Raw genomic sequence first — 18,350 nt, forward strand, 5'->3', positions numbered from 1 at the left:
CACGCGCTATTTGCGCGCCCTCCGAGTCTTGACCAGCGGAGCCTGGATACCCATGAGTGACCCCCTGAATCCCGAACAGTTGCGCAGTTTTACGCCGCTCAATGCACTGTCCGATCAGCAGTGGCGGGAGCTGCGCAGTCAGTTGGTACCGCAGCCGCTACTGGCCGGGCAGCTGCTCTTTCGCCACGGCGACCAGGCGGGCCTGACCTACTACCTGCTCGCCGGCGAATTGCTGCTGCAGACGGCCGATGGCCAGCAGCAGCGTCTGCTCGCCGGCAGTGCGGCCAGTTGCCACCCGCTGTCGCCCAGCTTGCCGCGTCTGCATGAAGTGCGTGCCGTCACCGATGCCAGCCTGCTGGCGGTGGACACGGCCACCCTTGACCGGCTGCTGACCTGGCGTCTGGCCTATCAGGATTTGCTCCTCGAGCTTGGCCAGAACCATGCCGATGTGGCGTGGCTGGAGCGTCTTCTGGAGAATCCCGTATTCGCCAAGGTGCCACCGAGCAATGTGCGCACCATGCTTGAGCGTCTGCAGCGCATCGAACTGGCCGCGGGCACAACCCTGTTGCGTGAAGGGGAGTCCGGCGATTGCTGTTATTTCCTCGAAAGCGGTCGCGCCGAAGTGATTCGCGGCGCCGGCAGCGAGCAGCAGGTGTTGGCCGAGCTGGAGGTGGGCGCCTGTTTCGGTGAAGAGGCCTTGCTCGCCGACCGCCCGCGCAATGCCACGGTGACGCTGATCGAGGATGGCGTGGTGTTGCGCCTCGCGCGTCAGGATTTCTTCTCGTTGCTCAAGGCTCCGGTGGTCGACGACGTTGCCCTGGGCGAGGCGGCTCGCCTGTTGGCGGCCGGCGCACAGTGGCTGGACGTGCGCCTGCAAGAGGAATACGAGCAGGCCCATGCCCTGGAGTCCCTGCATATGCCGTTGCAGCTCCTGCGCCTGAAGGCGCGGCTGCTGGATAAGGCGCGCACCTATCTGTGCTATTGCGACAGTGGCAAGCGCAGCGCCAGTGCGGTGTTCTTGCTCGCGCAGCTGGGCTTCACGGCCTATGTCCTGCGCGACGGTTTGGACGTGCTGCCGGCGGTGCAGCGCGATGCCTTGCTGTGCGAAAGCGGCTCGGGTTACCTGGCGCGGTCGGGCGGGCGTACCGAGCGCAGCGGCTGACGGCTGTCCGCGGCGCTATTGCTCGGCGGGTGCGGGCATGGCTGCCGGCCAGTCATCGCTGACCAGAAACACCCGCTCCGCCTCCTGCCAGTCATCCTGCGGGCTGTGCTGCAGCTTCACCAGTAATTGCGCCTTGGCCTGCGGCTGCAGGGCGTGTAACCAGTCTTGCAACTTCTCGGCGGGCCACAGCTCGGCCCGGCCAATTCGCGCCGGTGCCAGCCAGGCTGCGCGTGGTAAAGGCTGCCAGCAGCCGTCGCTGTTCTGGGCGGCGAAGGTCGGCCAGTCACGCCGGTACAGCCAGCGGCCGGTCAAGTGCTGCGGATTGGCGCCGGGAGGCGGCAGGCACGGTTTCGGCCAGGGATAGAACAGGTAACCGCCGAGCCAGAGTGCCGCCTGGGCATTGCCCAGGTCGAGTTCGGCCAGCGCCGGGCGGGCTTCGCCGCGGGCCGACATGGGCAGCTGGTGCTGGCTGAGATGATCGAGCTTGATATCCAGGCGGTCGTGGCTGCCCGGGCCGATCCAGTGGGCGAGTTCGGCACCGCTTTGCTGTTGCGGGCCGAGGTAGAGTTTGATCGCCAGTTCCAGGTGGTGCACGCCTTCCTCGTCGCGTAGCAGCAAGTCGAGTTCGCCGAGGGTCTGGCCGTTTTGGCGGATCGGCAGATTGGCCGCCAGCAGCTCGATACCGGGGGCGGCGTGCAGGGCGAATTGCCAGAGACGTTCGTAATACAGGCCCAGGCGCCGCACCGAACTCTGCGCCAGCCAGTCCAGCAGACTGCCTGGATCCTGGTCGAGGCGGGCCAGCCAGTCGGCCAGCATGCCCGGCGCACGGCTCCATTGGCTGGCGCTGAGCGGGTGGCGTTGCGGCCACGGCAGGCTGCTCAGCAGCGGCGGTGAAAGCAGTACCCAGGCCAGATCCCGCACCACGGGTTGGCGCAGTTGCTGCTGCAGGTCGGTAAGCGCGGGAAAAGGCGTCATCGTTCGAGCATAGCGCCAAATCCGTGCTCAGGCGGTGGTGACCCTGCACGCTTTGGCTCGGCGCAAATGCCGCGAGTTTGCTGCTGCCGCAGGCTTTCGCCCATAATCGAGCCTCTCTAGATCCAGAGCCTGCGGGAGCACCATGGACCAATTTCGTAATATCGGCATCATCGGCCGTCTGGGTAGCACCCAGGTGCTGGATACCATCCGCCGGTTGAAAAGGTTTCTGATCGACCGTCACCTGCATGTGATTCTCGAAGACACCATCGCCGAAGTATTGCCGGGTCATGGCTTGCAAACCTCCTCGCGCAAGATTCTCGGCGAGGTCTGCGACCTGGTCATCGTCGTCGGCGGCGACGGCAGCATGCTCGGCGCGGCCCGCGCACTGGCGCGGCACAAGGTGCCGGTGCTGGGGGTAAACCGCGGCAGCCTGGGCTTTCTCACCGATATCCGCCCGGATGAACTGGAGCTCAAGGTCGCCCAGGTGCTGGAAGGCAACTACCTGACCGAGAACCGTTTCCTGCTGGAGGCTGAAGTGCGTCGGCATGGCGAAGCGATCGGCCAGGGCGATGCGCTCAACGACGTGGTGCTGCACCCGGGCAAGTCGACGCGGATGATCGAATTCGAGTTGTACATCGATGGCCAGTTCGTCTGCAGCCAGAAGGCCGATGGCCTGATCGTCGCCACACCGACCGGCTCCACCGCCTATGCGCTGTCCGCCGGCGGGCCGATCATGCACCCCAAGCTGGATGCCATGGTCATCGTGCCGATGTACCCGCATACGCTGTCCAGCCGGCCGATCGTGGTGGATGGCAACAGCGAGCTGAAAATCGTCGTGTCCAAGGATCTGCAGATCTACCCGCAGGTTTCCTGCGATGGCCAGAATCACTTCACCTGCGCCCCCGGCGATACCGTCACGGTGAGCAAGAAGCCGCAGAAGCTGTGTCTGATCCATCCGCTCGATCACAACTACTACGAGGTCTGCCGCAACAAGCTGGGTTGGGGCAGTCGGCTCGGGGGCGGGAGTGACTGATGCACCTCGATCCCGCGCGTGGCTATGACCTGATTGGCGATGTTCATGGTTGTGCACTGACCCTCGAACGCTTGCTCGATACCCTCGGTTATCGGCGCCAGGACGGTGTCTGGCGCCATCCGCGGCGCATGGCGATTTTTCTCGGTGACCTGGTCGACCGCGGTCCGCGTATCCGCGAAGCCCTGCATCTGGTGCATGACATGGTCCGGGCCGGCGAGGCGTTGTGCATCATGGGCAATCACGAATTCTATGCCCTCGGCTGGAGCACCCTGGCCGCGCCCGGCAGCGGCCAGCACTATGTGCGCGAGCACACGCCGCGGCATGCCCGGCTGATCAAGGAGACCCTGGAGCAGTTCGCGGCCTATCCCGCGGAATGGTCCGAGTTTCTCGCCTGGTTCTACGAATTGCCGTTGTTCATCGATGCCGGGCATTTCCGCGTGGTGCATGCCTGCTGGGACGCCGGCCTGATCGAGCCGTTGCGCGCGCAGTTTGCCGACGCCTGCATCGACGAGCATTTCCTCCAGGCCTCGGCGGTGCCGGGCAGTTTTGCCAATACCGCCCTCGATCGTCTGCTGCGCGGCACCGACATGCGCCTGCCGCACGGCTTGACCTTGACCAGTGGCGAGGGTTTCACCCGTGCGCATTTTCGCACCAAGTTCTGGGAGGAGGATCCGCAGACCTACGGCGATATCGTCTTCCAGCCCGATGCCTTGCCGGAGCTGGCCGCCCAAACGCCGCTGAGCGAACTGCAAAAAAACGAGCTGCTGCGCTATGGCGCCGATCAGCCACTGCTGTTCGTCGGTCATTACTGGTGCAGCGGCAAGCCGGCACCGATTCGCCCCAACCTGGCCTGTCTGGATTACAGCGCGGTGTTGAACGGCAAGCTGGTGGCCTATCGGCTGGATCAGGAGACGCGCCTGGATCCGCACAAGTTCGTCTGGGTCGAGGTACAGCCATGAGCGCGGTGGTTGCCATGCGTCTGCCGATCCAGACCGACCTCAGTGGCTTCATCGCCCTGTTGCAGCGCTTGCAGGTACCGCACCGGGTTTCCGAGGAAGCCGGCGAACAGCTGCTGTGGGTGCCGGGCGAGTTGGCCGAGCAGGTGTGCGACCTGTATCTGCGCTACCCGCAGGGCGATGCGGCGCTGCAGCCGGCTACCCCGCCGCAGGCCGCCGTGGGGTTCGTCCAGCAGTTGCGCGCCAGTCCGCTGACGGCCGGCATGCTCGGGCTGACCCTGCTGGTGGCCGTGCTGACCGCGCTGGGCGACAACTTCGCGGCGATCCGCTGGTTGAGCTTCGTCGATTTCCGCATTCAGGGCGATTACATCTATTTCGGTTACCTGGCCGAAATGCTCGAAAAGGGGCAGTGGTGGCGCCTGATCACGCCGATGCTGATTCATTTCGGTCTGCTGCACCTGACGATGAATGCGCTCTGGTACTGGGTGCTGGGGCAACGCATCGAGGCGCGCCAGGGGCCGTGGACGCTGCTCGGCCTGACGCTGCTGTTCAGCCTGGCCTCCAATCTGGCCCAGTACAGCTTTTCCGGGCCGGCCTTGTTTGGCGGCTTGTCCGGCGTGCTCTACGGCCTGCTGGGGCACTGTTGGCTGTTCCAGCGCCTGGCCCCCACTGCCGAGTATCAGTTGCCGCGTGGCGTGCTGGTGATGATGCTGGCCTGGCTGCTGATCTGCATGACCGGCATCTTCGAGCTGCTGCAGTTCGGTGCGATTGCCAATGCCGCCCATGTCGGCGGATTGCTTGCCGGCTGCACTACCGGGCTGCTGGGTGGGGCCCTGGCGCGCCAGCGTGCCGACAGATGATTGCACGGGCTTGCGCCAAGCGCTCGCGGGCGCCGGGCGCAGCCGGTAAACTGCGGCTTTGTATTCGGAGGTATCCATGTCGTCCTTTCTCCAAGCCATTGAAAATATCACCCCGGACATTCACCAGAACCTGAAGTTGGCCCTGGAAATCGGCAAGTGGCCCGATGGCCGCAAGCTGACCCAGGAGCAGAAGGAGCTGACCCTGCAGGCGCTGATCGCCTGGGAATCGCGCAACCTCCCCGAGGATCAACGCATCGGCTACATGGGCGAGCAGGCCTGTGGCTCCAAGTCCGAGCCGGCACCCAACCTGTTGTTCACGTCCCTGGATCCCGTGTCCGCGGATCCCCTGCACTGATGGCCGAATTGGCACGCGGTGCCCTGAGCAAGATGGCGGCGCGCCTGGATGCGCCCGTGCAGTACGCCTTTCGCCTGGACGAGCAGGAAGTCGCGGTCAATCCATTGATCGGCAAGACCCTGCGCCTCGAATACCTGGGCGCCATTCATTGCAGCCACTGCGGGCGCAAGACCAAGACCAGTTTCAGCCAGGGCTACTGCTACCCCTGCATGCAGAAGCTGGCGCAGTGCGATATCTGCATCATGAGCCCGGAGCGCTGCCACTACGAGGCCGGCACCTGCCGCGAACCGAGTTGGGGCGAGCAGTTCTGCATGACCGACCATGTGGTCTACCTGGCCAACTCCTCGGGCGTGAAGGTCGGCATCACCCGTGCCACGCAGATTCCGACGCGCTGGATGGACCAGGGCGCGAGCCAGGCCTTGCCGATCCTGCGGGTGGCGACCCGTCAGCAGTCGGGCCTGGTCGAAGACCTACTGCGCAGTCAGGTCGCGGACAAGACCAACTGGCGCGCCTTGCTCAAGGGCGACGCGGTGCCGGTCGACCTGCCGGCGATTCGTGACCAGCTGTTCGCCAGCTGTGGCGCCGGGCTCACCGAGTTGCAGCAGCGCTTCGGCATTCAGGCGATTCAGCCGCTGAGCGATCAGCAGCCGGTGGACATCCGTTACCCGATCGAGGCCTACCCGGCCAAGATCAGCAGCTTCAACCTGGACAAGAACCCGATTGCCGAAGGGACCCTGCTCGGCATCAAGGGCCAGTACCTGATGTTCGACACCGGCGTGATCAATATCCGCAAGTACACCAGCTATCAGATAGCGGCAAGCTGCCCGGCATAAGCCGCGCGCTTGAAGTCGTGACGACCGCAACCACTTAGCAGCTTGAAGCGTCTCGCTTGCAGCTGCCGCGAAGAGGCTCCCCATGCGCACCGAACAACCGAAGATGATCTACCTCAAGGACTATCAGGCGCCGGACTACCTGATCGACGAGACGCACCTGACCTTCGAGTTGTTCGAGGATCACGCCCTGGTGCATGCGCAACTGGTGATGCGGCGCAACCCGGCATGTGCGGCCGGCGCTCCGGGCGCCGGCTTGCCGGTGCTGGTGCTGGATGGCCAGGAACTGGAGCTGCTCAGCCTGTCCCTCGATGGTGCGGCGCTGGCGGCCGACGATTACCAGCTCGACGCCAGCCACCTGAGCCTGCAGCCGAAGAGTGCCAGCTTCGTCATCGACAGCAGCGTGCGCATCCACCCGGAGCGCAATACCGCCCTGGAAGGCCTGTACAAGTCCGGCAGCATGTTCTGCACCCAGTGCGAGGCCGAGGGTTTCCGCAAGATCACCTATTACCTCGATCGCCCGGACGTGATGAGCAAGTTCACCACCACCCTGAGCGCCGAGCAGCACAGCTACCCGGTGCTGTTGTCCAACGGCAATCCGATTGCCAGCGGCCCGGAAGAGGGCGGTCGGCACTGGGCGACCTGGCAGGACCCGTTCATGAAGCCGGCCTACCTGTTCGCCCTGGTCGCCGGCGACCTCTGGTGCGTGGAAGATACCTTTACCACCATGAGCGCGCGGGAAGTGGCGCTGCGCATCTATGTCGAGCCGGAGAATATCGACAAGGTGCAGCACGCCATGGACAGCCTGAAGAAGGCGATGAAGTGGGACGAAGACGTCTACGGTCGCGAGTACGACCTGGACATCTTCATGATCGTCGCGGTCAACGACTTCAACATGGGCGCCATGGAGAACAAGGGCCTCAACATCTTCAACTCCAGCTGCGTGCTGGCCAAGGCCGAGACCGCCACCGATGCCGCCCACCAGCGGGTCGAGGCGGTGGTGGCGCACGAGTACTTCCACAACTGGTCGGGCAACCGGGTGACCTGCCGCGACTGGTTCCAGCTGTCGCTCAAGGAAGGCTTCACCGTGTTCCGCGACGCCGAGTTCAGCGCCGACATGAACTCGCGCACGGTCAAGCGCATCGAGGACGTGGCCTACCTGCGCACTCACCAGTTCGCCGAGGATGCCGGCCCCATGGCCCATCCGGTGCGTCCCGAGGCCTTCATGGAGATTTCCAACTTCTACACCCTGACCGTCTACGAGAAGGGCTCGGAAGTGGTGCGCATGATCCGCACCCTGGTCGGCGATGCGGGCTTTCGCCAGGGCAGCGATCTGTACTTCGCGCGCCACGATGGCCAGGCGGTGACCTGCGACGATTTCATCAAGGCCATGGAAGACGCCAATGGCGTCGACCTGAGCCAGTTCAAACGCTGGTACAGCCAGGGCGGTACGCCGCGCCTGGCCGTCAGCGAGGCCTACGATGCCGCCGCCAAGACCTACAGCCTGAGCTTCCACCAGAGCTGTCCGGCCACCCCGGGACAGCGCGACAAGCAGCCCTTCGTGATTCCCGTGGAGCTGGGTCTGCTCGGCGCGCAGGGCCAGGCCTTGCCGCTGAGACTGGGCGGTGAAGCCAGCGCAGGGGCGACGTCGCGGGTGATCTCGATCACCGAAGCCGAGCAGCTGGTGACCTTTGTCGATGTCGCCGAACAGCCGCTGCCCTCGTTGCTGCGCGGCTTCTCCGCACCGGTCAAGCTGAGCTTCCCGTACAGCCGCGACCAGTTGATGTTCCTCATGCAGCACGACGCCGACGGCTTCAACCGCTGGGAAGCCGGTCAGCAGTTGTCCGTGCAGGTGTTGCAGGAGTTGATCGGCCAGCATCAGCGTGGCGATACCTTGCAGCTGGATCCGCGCCTGGTCGGCGCACTGCGCAGCGTGCTGGAGAACGCGTCGCTGGATCAGGCCATGGTCGCCGAGCTGCTCTCGTTGCCGGGTGAGGCCTACCTCAGCGAAATCAGCGAAGTGGCCGATGTCGATGCCATCCATGCCGCCCGCGAGTTCGCCCGCGCACAGTTGGCCGAGGCGCTGTTCGATCTGCTCTGGCAGCGTTACCAGGCCAATCGCGAGCTTTCGCGCAGCACCGCTTATGTCGCCGAGGCCGAACACTTCGCCCGGCGCAGCCTGCAGAACATCGCGCTGTCCTACCTGATGCTCAGCGGCAAGCCCGAGGTGCTGGCGGCTTGCCTGGAGCAGTTCGAGGTGTGCGACAACATGACCGAGCGCCTGGCGGCCCTGGCGGTGCTGGTCAATTCGCCGTTCGAAGCGGAAAAGGCCAAGACCCTGGCCAGCTTTGCCGAGTTCTTCAAGGACAACCCCTTGGTCATGGACCAGTGGTTCAGCGTCCAGGCGGCGTGCAGCCTGCCGGGCGCCTTGGCGCGCGTGCAGCACCTGATGACGCACCCGGCCTTTACCCTGAAAAACCCGAACAAGGTGCGCGCCCTGATCGGCGCGTTCAGCGGGCAGAATCCGGTCAATTTCCATCAGGCCGACGGCAGCGGCTACCGCTTCCTGGCCGATCAGGTGATTACCCTGAATGCCCTCAACCCGCAGATCGCCTCGCGCTTGCTCGGGCCGTTAACCCGTTGGGGCAAATACGACGACGCGCGTCAGGCCTTGATGAAGGCCGAGCTGCAACGGATTCTCGCGTCTGGCGAGCTATCCAGCGACGTGTTCGAGGTGGTCAGCAAAAGCCTCGCGTAGTACCTATGGTGCCTCCCTGAAACAGGGTGCCGGTCGCTGATCGGCACTGTGTTTTTTGCCCGATGGCAATCGGCAGGGCAGTAGTGGTATTTGCAACTCTCCTTCATGACCCGTGGGGGTCACCGCGGCAGCAGAGTGAAGATGGCGTGCATGCGCGCCGTCCTGCGCTCTGGAGCAAACCGTGATCCGTAGGGCGTCACTCGCCGCAGGCAGTGCGCCAAGCGTCGAGCAGCATCGACTTCAGTCAGCCAGTTGCGCATGACGGTTACTTCAAGCCGGCGGCCCTGCGTCGTCGCGGCACACTCGGATGTTCGTGTAGTGTTGGCGAAAGGCCGCTACAGTGAGGGCGGTCCTTACGCATCACTGCGCCGTATAAATGCTCAATCACGCGGGCCGGCCTTAACAAAACATAACGTCACGCCGATTGTCAGGCCTTTCGAAAGCTCGCTAGCATAGGGGGTCTGCTAAAAAGCAGGACCACCGATAACAACAAGGGGGAAGGTATATGAGTGAGCCCGTCATGCGGCGCACCCGGGCCGGTCTGTTCAACGTACCGGCGTTGCGTTTCTACTCGCCGCTGGCTAAAGCGCTCTCGCTCTGCAGTGTGCTGTCCATTGTGATTTTCGCTGCCGCGCCATTGCAGGCACAAACTGCCACCGATTCCGCCGTCCGTTACTCGATCGAATCGCCCAAAGCAGTGGAGAAACTGCTGTTGGACGTCACGCGCGCTGGCTCGCGCCTGGTGGCTGTGGGTGATCGTGGTCATATCCTCTACTCCGACGACAACGGCGCCAGCTGGAGCCAGGCCAAGGTGCCGACCCGGCAGATGCTCACCGCGGTGTTCTTTGTCGATGACCAGCACGGTTGGGCGGTTGGTCATGACGCACAGATTCTCTCCAGCAACGATGGCGGCGTTACCTGGGTCAAACAGTTCGAGGACCTGGAGCGCGAAGCACCGCTGCTTGACGTCTGGTTCAAGGATCGCAACAGCGGTTATGCCGTGGGCGCATACGGTGCTCTGCTGGAAACCACCGATGGTGGGGCGAACTGGGCGGATGTCAGCGACCGTCTTGATAACGAAGACGGTTATCACCTGAACGCCATCGTCGCGGTCAAGGATTCCGGGTTGTTTGTCGTCGGCGAACTGGGCGGCATGTTCCGTTCGCCCGACTGGGGGCAAACCTGGGAAACCCTCGAGGGGCCCTATGAGGGCTCACTGTTTGGCGCTCTTGGCACCGGCGAAACCGGCAGTCTGCTGGTCTATGGCCTGCGTGGCCACCTGTTCCGCTCCGCTGATTTCGGTAATAGCTGGCAGCGGATCGAGCTGAATACCCCGCATAACGGTCCGCTGGAGTTTGGCCTGGCCGATGGCAATCGACTTGCCGACGGCTCGATCATGGTGGTTGGGCATGGCGGCACCGTGCTGAAAAGCAGCGATGACGGGCGCACCTTCAGTCTGCTCAATCGCGTCGACCGGCTCTCGCTAGCGGGCGTCACTGCACTGGATAACGGCAACCTGATTCTGGTGGGGCAGGGCGGCGTCCACGTCGCTTCGCCGACTGGCGCCGATCTGGGCCAACAATAATAAGCCGGGAGAGTTTGCATGAGTAAGCATCAACAACAACCTGCGTCTGTCCTCGAGCGGTTGATCTTCAATAATCGCCCGGCCGTCATTGTGCTGTGCCTGCTGATCAGTGTTTTTCTGTTCTATCAAGCTGCCCAGGTGCGCCCACAAACCAGCTTCGAGAAGATGATCCCGCTGGGTCATCCTTATATCCAGAAGATGCTCGAGCATCGCAACGACCTGGCGAACCTGGGCAACACCGTGCGTATCTCGGTGGAAGCGGTCGATGGCGACATCTTCACCAAGGAGTACATGGAGACGCTGCGCCAGATCAACGACGAAGTGTTCTACATTCCTGGTGTCGATCGTTCCGGCTTGAAATCGCTGTGGAGTCCGAGCGTACGCTGGACCGAGGTGACCGAAGAGGGCTTCGCCGGCGGCGAAGTGATTCCGCAGACCTACGACGGCTCGAGTGACAGCCTGGAAGATTTGCGTAGCAATATTCTCAAGTCCGGGCAGATCGGCCGGCTGGTGGCGAACAACTTCAAGTCGAGCATCGTCGACGTGCCGCTGCTGGAGTCCTATCCGGACCCTGAGGACCAGAGCAAGCTGATCCCGCTGGATTACCAGAAATTCTCCCACGAGCTGGAAGAGAAAATTCGCGAGAAGTACCAGGCACAGAACCCTAACGTGAAGGTGCATGTCATCGGCTTCGCCAAGAAAGTTGGCGATCTGATCGATGGTCTGGTCGGTGTGGCCTTGTTCTTTGCCGTGGCCATTGGCATCACCTTCGCCCTGCTGTTGTGGTTCACCCATTGCTTCAAGAGCACCATGGCGGTGGTCGTCACCACCCTGATCGCGGTGATCTGGCAGTTGGGCTTGCTGCATACCCTGGGTTTCGGTCTGGATCCTTATTCGATGCTGGTGCCGTTTCTGGTATTCGCCATCGGTATTTCCCATGGGGTGCAAAAGATCAACGGCATCGCCATGGCCTCGGGGGAGGCGACGAGCCCGTTGGCTGCCGCGCGCATGGCGTTCCGCCAACTGTTCATTCCCGGCTTGGTCGCCTTGCTGTCGGATGCGGTCGGCTTCATCACCTTGCTGCTGATCGATATCGGCGTGATCCGTGAGCTGGCCATCGGCGCGTCCATGGGTGTGGCGGTGATCATCCTGACCAACCTGATCTTGCTGCCGGTGATGATTTCCTACATCGGCATCAGCAAGAAGGCGGTCAGGATCAGCCGTGAAGAGGCGTCTCAGGATCATCCGATCTGGCGTCTGATTTCCAACTTCGCCCACCCGATGGTGGCGCCGGTGTCCGTGCTGATTGCCGTGGTGGCTCTGGCCGGCGGCATCTGGTATGGCCAGAATCTGAAGATCGGCGACCTCGATCAGGGCGCACCCGAGCTGCATCCGGACTCGCGCTACAACCTGGATAACGACTTCGTCATCCGCAACTACTCGACCAGCTCCGACGTGCTGGTGGTGATGGTCAAGACCGGATCGGAAGGATGTTCGACCTACCAGACCCTGTCGGCCATGGACCAGCTGATGTGGACCATGGAGAACACCGAGGGCGTGCAGTCGGCCATCTCCATGGTCACGGTGTCGCGTCAGGTGATCAAGGGCATGAACGAGGGCAACCTGAAATGGGAAACCCTGTCGCGTAATCAGGACGTGCTGAACAACTCGATTGCGCGGGCCGACGGTCTGTACAACGCCGATTGCTCGGTAGCGCCGGTGCTGGTGTTCCTCAACGACCATAAGGCCGAAACCCTGGAACGTGCGGTCGCGGTGGTCGAAGAATTCGCCAAGGAAACCAACAAGGAAGGCCTGGAGTTCATCCTAGCGGCCGGTAACGCCGGTATCGAAGCGGCCACCAACGAGGTGATCGCCGCGTCGGAGACCACCATGCTGGTGGCGGTCTATGCCGCCGTGAGCATCATGTGCCTGCTGACCTTCCGCTCGATTGCCGCCACCCTGTGCGTGATGCTACCGCTGGTGTTGACCTCTATCCTGGGCAACGCGCTGATGGCCTACATGGGCATCGGGGTCAAGGTGGCGACCCTGCCGGTGATCGCACTGGGCGTCGGCATCGGTGTCGACTACGGCATCTACATCTACAGCCGTATGGAAACCTACCTGCGCCTGGGGCTGTCGTTGCAGGATGCCTACTACGAGACCCTCAAATCGACTGGTAAGGCCGTGCTGTTCACCGGTGTCTGCCTGGCGATCGGTGTGGCGACCTGGATCTTCTCGGCGATCAAGTTCCAGGCCGACATGGGCCTGATGCTGACCTTCATGTTCCTCTGGAACATGATCGGCGCGATCTGGCTGCTGCCGGCACTGGCGCGCTTCCTGATCAACCCGGAGAAGCTGCGTAACAAGGCCTGACAGACAGGCGCAGCACTAAGAAACCGCGGCCCTTGGGTCGCGGTTTTTTTTAGGCGATGTACCCGTTAACTGTTGATAGCTCTGTTTTTGGGCAGGCCCAACACTTGACGGGTCCAGGGCTTTTTAGGTTCTTCGCGTTGTAAGCGGCAAATTCACCCCACTGCCAGGGATCGAGGCAAGGCGCACTGGCGAAATCCCCAGGCGGTGCAGGTTAGCGCTCAGAGGTTGTGAAAATATCGAGCGCCGTGGCGAGACCGTCTCCAGGCGTTCGCAACGTCAGTAGCGGGCGTCTGGAGGCGGTCAGGGATGGTTGTCAGTCGACAAACAGATCAGGGATCAGCGTGCCGCCAGCGGGATCGAAACGGTACTGCTCGAACTCGCTTTGGCCCTGTTCGCGCAGGATGTCCTCGTCGATCAACAGGCGTCCACTGATGCTGCGCCCGCTACTGGTCAGGATGGCGTGGGCGGCATCGGCCATGATCGCCGGGGTGCGTGCACGTTTGAACGCCTCGCGACTGCCCAGCTCGAACTCGATGGCGGCGGTGGCGATCATGGTCTTGGGCCACAGTGAATTGACGCTGATGGCGTATTTCCTGAATTCCTCGCTCATGCCCAGGGTAAGCATGCTCATGCCGTATTTGGTCACGGTGTAAGGACCGTGCTGGGCGAACCACTTGCTGTGCATATTCAGCGGCGGCGACAGGTTGAGGATATGCCCGCTGGCGCTCTGCTTAAGGAAGGGCAGTGCGGCCTGGCTGCAGACCATCACCGCGCGGGTGTTGATCTGGAACATCAGGTCGAAGCGCTTGGGTTCGAGTTGTTCCACCCCCACCAGCTTGATCGCGCCGGCGTTGTTGACCAGCCCATCGATGCCGCCGAAGTGCTCGGCGGCCCGGGCCATGGCGGCCTTTACCGCCACCTCGTCGCGCACATCCAGCTGCAGGGCCAGGGCCTTGCCGCCGGCGGCTTCGACCTCGGCGGCCACCGAATGGATGGTGCCTGGCAGCTTGGCATGGGGCTCGGCGCTTTTCGCCGCGATGACGATGTTGGCACCGTCGCAGGCCGCGCGCAGGGCGATTTCGCGGCCGATGCCACGGCTGGCGCCAGTGATGAACAGGGTTTTACCTTGCAGTGACATGGTGAGGCTCCTCGTGCATTGCATAGGGGGTGCGGGGCCGCCTAGGCCGTGCGCACCGTGGGCGATCAGTGGTGCGCATGGCGCACCCTACGGGATCATGGCGCGACGGCTTCGATTTCTACCAATAGCTGACGGTTCTTCACCTGATCGCCGCGGCTTACGCCAACCCGCCGGACCACGCCGTCGATGCTGGCCTTGAGCGGCTGTTCCATCTTCATCGCCTCCAGCACCAGCAGCAGTTGGCCCTTGCTGACCTGGCTGCCTTGCTCGACCAGTACTTCGACTATGGCGCCATCCATCGGCGCCTTGATGTTGCCGGAGCCGGTACCTGCGGCGCTGCTGACTGGCAGGTGGGTAATGTCAGTGAACTCCAGATTACCGTTATGGCCATACAGCCAGAGCTTGCCGCCCAGCAAATGATAGGCCAGACGCTGGCGAATGCCGTCCAGTTGCAGGGTGGCCCAGCGGCCGTCGCAGGACAGCAGCCTGAGGCTGACCGACTGCTCGCCGACCTTGGCCAGCAGGCTGGGTTGTGCGCCGTCCGCCAGCACCTCCAGCTCGACGCTATGCTGCTGCTCGCCTTGTTCCAGAACAAAACGCCAAGGCGCGCTGCCGGCATTGCGCCAGCCGGCCAGGCCGCTCTGGTGGGCGCGGGCATTGGCCGATTGCTGGTAGAGCAGGGCGGCGGCCACCGCCAGTTCGCAGGCGGCCGGCGGCTGTGGGCTCAGGCTCGGATCGTTGGCAAAATGCTCGGCGATAAAGGCCGTGGTGGCCTTGCCGGAGGCGAACTCGGGATGCCCCAGCAGGTTGGCGAGAAAGCGTTGGTTGCCATTGATTCCCAGCAGCACGCAATCCTCCACCGCGCGCAGCAGCTTGCGCCGGGCTTCCTCGCGGGTCGCGCCATAGGCGATGACCTTGGCCAGCATGGGGTCGTAGAACGGGCTGATGGCCTGGCCTTCGAGCAGGCCGTGGTCGATACGGATGCCGTCGAGCAGTGCCGGCTCCCAGCGCAGCACGCGGCCGGTCTGCGGCAGGAAATTGCGACTCGCATCCTCGGCGTACAGGCGCACTTCCATGGCGTGGCCAGTCAGGCGGATTTCCTCCTGCTTGAGCGGCAGCGGTTGGCCGGAGGCTGTGCGAATCTGCCAGGCCACCAGGTCCTGGCCGGTGATCAGCTCGGTCACTGGGTGCTCGACCTGCAGACGGGTGTTCATTTCCAGAAAGAAGAACTCGCCGCTGCGGTCCAGCAAAAACTCCACGGTGCCGGCGCCGACGTAGTTCACCGAGGCAGCCGCCTTGACCGCCGCTGCGCCCATGGCCTGGCGCAGCTCTGGCGTCATTAGCGGGCAGGGCGCTTCCTCGACCACTTTCTGGTGGCGGCGTTGTACCGAGCAGTCGCGTTCGCCCAGATAAACGATATTGCCGTGCTGGTCGCCGAACACCTGGATTTCCACATGGCGCGGCTGGATCATCGCCCGCTCCAGGATCAACTCGCCCGAGCCGAAGGCGTTCTGCGCTTCCGAGCGGGCGGTGCGGATCTGCGCCAACAGTTCGCCGGCCTCTGCTACCTGCCGCATGCCACGGCCGCCGCCGCCGGCGCTGGCCTTGATCATCAGCGGGAAGCCGATGTGCTGGGCCTCGCGGGCCAGGGTGTCGTCGTCCTGCGCCGCGCCCTCGTAGCCGGGGATGCAAGGGACGCCGGCTTCGAGCATGGCGATCTTCGACAGGCGCTTGCTGCCCATCAGGTGGATGGCTTCCACGGTCGGGCCGATAAACACGATGCCGACGGCCTCGCAGGCGCGGGCGAAGTCGGCATTCTCCGAGAGAAAGCCGTAGCCGGGATGGATGGCATCGGCCCCGGTTTTCTGCGCCGCGGCGATGATGGCATCGATCAGCAGATAGGACTGATTGACCTGGGCCGGGCCTATGCACACGGCCTCATCGGCCTGCTGCACATGGCGCGCCTCGGCATCGGCCTCGGAGTAGACCGCCACGGTGCGATAGCCCAGGGCTTGGGCGGTGCATATCACCCGGCAGGCGATTTCGCCGCGGTTGGCGATCAGGATTTTGTTGAAGGCGGGCATTCGGTGCTCCTGCTTTGCGTAGCTCTGGCGGCTGCCTGATGGGTCTGGTTCGTAAGCGTGGCCAACGGGCGACTTGTGGGAGGGGCTTTAGCCGCGACATAGCAATGCCCGTCGCGGCTAAAGCCCCTCCCACCGGTTTATTCTGCGGCCCACCTGGGCGCGCGTTTCTGCATAAAGGCCAGGGTACCTTCGACACCTTCGGCCCCTGTCACCGCTGCGGCGAACTGTTCGGCGGCGTTATCGAGCAAGGGGCCGAGTGCTTGGCCTTCCGTGGCCAACAGCAATGCCTTGGTCGCCGCATTGGCCTGGGGCGCGCACTGGCGTACCTGGCCGAGTACCTGCTGCAAGCGCACTTCGAGGGCCGCATCGTCCGGCTCGCTGAAATGCACCAGCCCCAAGCGCTCGGCCTCGCTGCCATCGAAGCGGGCGGCGGTGAGGGCCAGGCGGCGGGTCTGGGTCAGGCCGATACGCCCCACCACGAAGGGCGCGATCTGCGCCGGCAGAATTCCCAGCGTGGTTTCCGGCAGACCGAACCTGGCGTCCTGCCGGGCGATGGCGATATCGGAGACGCAGGCCAGGCCGAAACCGCCGCCGAGCACCGCGCCTTGCAGCACGGCGATCAGCACCTGGGGCGTGCGCTGCGCTTCTTCCAGCAGGCTGCCGAAGGCGCGGTTAAGTGCGCGGTAGGCGTCGGCGCCGGTGGCCCTGGCACCGGCCATATCCTTGATGTCGCCGCCGGCGCAGAAGTGCCCGCCGGCGCCGCGCAGCACGATGGCACGCACGCTCAGGTCGCCCTGCACGGCCGCCAGCACCGCGCGCAGTTCGCCGACCATGGCCAGGCTCATGGCATTGCGGCTGTCCGGGCGATTCAGGGTGACGTTCAGCACGCCGGCGTCGAGGCTTAGCTGCAGGGTTTCTGTGTTCGGTAGATCGGCCATGGCAGGCTCCTTGATGTATTCGCAAGGGGATGGCGGCCGTAGGGTGGATCGCGCTTCATCGATCCACCGAGCGGTGCCATGGTGGATGTAAAAAGCGACATCCACCCTACGGTGTTTCCGCTCTCAACCCTTCTTCTTGCCCGGCAGAATGCCCATCAGCTTGCAGATGATGCCGAGCATGATTTCGTCGGCGCCGCCGCCGATCGACACCAGGCGCACGTCACGGTAGGCGCGGGACACCGGGTTGTCCCACATGTAGCCCATGCCGCCCCAGTACTGCAGGCAGCTGTCGGTGACTTCGCGGCCCAGGCGCCCGGCCTTGAGCTTGGCCATGGACGCCAGGTTGGTCACATCCTTGCCGCGCACGTACTGTTCGGTGGCCTGGTAGACCAGGGCGCGCAGGCACTCGACTTCGGTCTGCAGCTCGGCCATGCGGAAGTGGATGACCTGGTTGTCGATCAGCGCGTTGCCGAAGGTCTTGCGCTCCTTGCAGTAGGCGATGGTGGCCTCGATGCAGTGCTCCAGGCCCTTGATCATATTGGCCGCGCCGAACAGGCGCTCTTCCTGGAACTGCAGCATCTGCATCATGAAACCGGCGCCTTCGTGGCCGATGCGGTAGCGCTGCGGCACACGCACCTCGTCGAAGAACACCTGGGCGGTTTCCGAGCTGCGCATACCGAGCTTGTCCAGGTGCGGGCTGACGCTGATGCCCGGGGTGTTCATCGGCACCATGATCAGCGACTTGTTGACGTGGGGCTTGTCATCCGAGGTGTTGGCCAGCAGGCAGATAAAATCCGCCGATGGCGAGTTGGTGATCCACATCTTGCTGCCGTTGATCACATAGTCGTCGCCGTCTTTCTTGGCGGTGGTCTTCAAACCCGCTACATCGGAGCCGGCGCCGACTTCGGAGACGCCGATACAGCCGACCATCTCGCCAGTGATGGCGGGGCGGAGAAACTGCTCGCGCAGCTCATCGGAACCGAAACGGGCCAGGGCCGGGGTGCACATGTCGGTCTGCACGCCAATCGACATCGGGATGCCGCCGCAATGAATGGTGCCGAACTCTTCGGCGGCGACTATCGAATAGCTGTAATCGAGGCCCATGCCGCCGAATTTCTCCGGCTTGGAGATGCCCAGCAGACCCAGGTCGCCGGCTTTCTTGAAGATCTCGTGGATCGGGAAACGGCCGTCCTTCTCCCATTGCTCGACGTGCGGGTTGATTTCCCGGTCGACAAAATTGTGGACCGTGCGGCGCAGTTCTTCGTGTTCCTGGGTGAAGATCATTGTTGCTCTCCTTGTAGGG

General features: G+C 63.5%; 14 protein-coding genes. 9 read left to right on the forward strand and 5 right to left on the reverse strand.

Annotated features, from left to right (window positions below):
* The first annotated feature begins 52 nt into the window (after window positions 1-52).
* Window positions 53-1,162, forward strand: coding sequence for a cyclic nucleotide-binding domain-containing protein (locus G9C89_RS05395; RefSeq protein WP_172145775.1), 1,110 nt, complete (start codon window positions 53-55; stop codon window positions 1,160-1,162).
* Between the two features lie 15 nt (window positions 1,163-1,177).
* Here the strand turns inward: G9C89_RS05395 and G9C89_RS05400 are convergent, their stop codons facing one another.
* On the reverse strand, window positions 1,178-2,137 hold the full coding sequence (locus G9C89_RS05400; protein ID WP_172145777.1) for a DUF1853 family protein: 960 nt from the start codon (window positions 2,135-2,137) through the stop codon (window positions 1,178-1,180).
* Between the two features lie 142 nt (window positions 2,138-2,279).
* On the opposite strand from G9C89_RS05400, the gene G9C89_RS05405 reads away from it, so the two are divergent.
* The 8 genes from G9C89_RS05405 to G9C89_RS05440 all read left to right on the forward strand — a co-directional run bounded on the left by G9C89_RS05405 (window position 2,280) and on the right by G9C89_RS05440 (window position 12,887).
* On the forward strand, window positions 2,280-3,170 hold the full coding sequence (locus tag G9C89_RS05405) for an NAD(+) kinase (RefSeq protein WP_172145779.1): 891 nt from the start codon (window positions 2,280-2,282) through the stop codon (window positions 3,168-3,170).
* Window positions 3,170-4,129, forward strand: a complete 960-nt coding sequence (locus G9C89_RS05410) for a metallophosphoesterase (RefSeq protein WP_172145781.1) — start codon at window positions 3,170-3,172, stop codon at window positions 4,127-4,129. Before G9C89_RS05405 ends, G9C89_RS05410 begins: the two co-directional genes overlap by 1 nt.
* Window positions 4,126-4,986 carry a rhomboid family intramembrane serine protease gene (locus G9C89_RS05415; protein WP_172145797.1) on the forward strand — a complete coding sequence of 287 codons (861 nt, stop codon included), beginning with the start codon at window positions 4,126-4,128 and terminating at the stop codon, window positions 4,984-4,986. The genes G9C89_RS05410 and G9C89_RS05415 overlap by 4 nt, the downstream gene beginning before the upstream one ends.
* Window positions 4,987-5,062: 76 nt before the next feature.
* Window positions 5,063-5,341, forward strand: coding sequence for a YeaC family protein (locus G9C89_RS05420; protein WP_172145800.1), 279 nt, complete (start codon window positions 5,063-5,065; stop codon window positions 5,339-5,341).
* Window positions 5,341-6,174 carry a DUF2797 domain-containing protein gene (locus G9C89_RS05425; RefSeq protein WP_178115456.1) on the forward strand — a complete coding sequence of 278 codons (834 nt, stop codon included), beginning with the start codon at window positions 5,341-5,343 and terminating at the stop codon, window positions 6,172-6,174. Before G9C89_RS05420 ends, G9C89_RS05425 begins: the two co-directional genes overlap by 1 nt.
* 82 nt (window positions 6,175-6,256) lie before the next feature.
* The gene (pepN, locus tag G9C89_RS05430) at window positions 6,257-8,929 is read left to right on the forward strand and encodes an aminopeptidase N (RefSeq protein WP_172145803.1); all 2,673 of its coding nucleotides are present in this window, start codon (window positions 6,257-6,259) and stop codon (window positions 8,927-8,929) included.
* Between the two features lie 505 nt (window positions 8,930-9,434).
* Entirely contained in the window at window positions 9,435-10,514 is a 1,080-nt protein-coding gene (locus G9C89_RS05435; RefSeq protein ID WP_172145806.1) for a WD40/YVTN/BNR-like repeat-containing protein, read from the forward strand.
* An 18-nt stretch (window positions 10,515-10,532) separates the two neighbouring features.
* A complete protein-coding gene (locus G9C89_RS05440; protein ID WP_172145809.1) occupies window positions 10,533-12,887 on the forward strand; it encodes an efflux RND transporter permease subunit in 2,355 nt (784 codons plus the stop codon).
* A 313-nt stretch (window positions 12,888-13,200) separates the two neighbouring features.
* Here G9C89_RS05440 and G9C89_RS05445 read toward each other — a convergent pair whose 3' ends face one another.
* The 4 genes from G9C89_RS05445 to atuD form a co-directional block, all read right to left on the reverse strand.
* The gene (locus tag G9C89_RS05445; protein ID WP_172145812.1) at window positions 13,201-14,025 is read right to left on the reverse strand and encodes an SDR family oxidoreductase; all 825 of its coding nucleotides are present in this window, start codon (window positions 14,023-14,025) and stop codon (window positions 13,201-13,203) included.
* A 95-nt stretch (window positions 14,026-14,120) separates the two neighbouring features.
* Window positions 14,121-16,109: an acetyl/propionyl/methylcrotonyl-CoA carboxylase subunit alpha gene (locus G9C89_RS05450; RefSeq protein WP_172145814.1), complete on the reverse strand. Its 1,989-nt coding sequence runs from the start codon at window positions 16,107-16,109 to the stop codon at window positions 14,121-14,123.
* Window positions 16,110-16,246: 137 nt separating this feature from the next.
* Window positions 16,247-17,047: an enoyl-CoA hydratase/isomerase family protein gene (locus G9C89_RS05455; RefSeq protein WP_172145817.1), complete on the reverse strand. Its 801-nt coding sequence runs from the start codon at window positions 17,045-17,047 to the stop codon at window positions 16,247-16,249.
* A 123-nt stretch (window positions 17,048-17,170) separates the two neighbouring features.
* The gene (gene atuD / locus G9C89_RS05460) at window positions 17,171-18,331 is read right to left on the reverse strand and encodes a citronellyl-CoA dehydrogenase (protein WP_172145820.1); all 1,161 of its coding nucleotides are present in this window, start codon (window positions 18,329-18,331) and stop codon (window positions 17,171-17,173) included.
* Between the last annotated feature and the right edge of the window lie 19 nt (window positions 18,332-18,350).

This window comes from Pseudomonas tumuqii, from assembly GCF_013184545.1.
GTDB lineage: Bacteria > Pseudomonadota > Gammaproteobacteria > Pseudomonadales > Pseudomonadaceae > Aquipseudomonas > Aquipseudomonas tumuqii.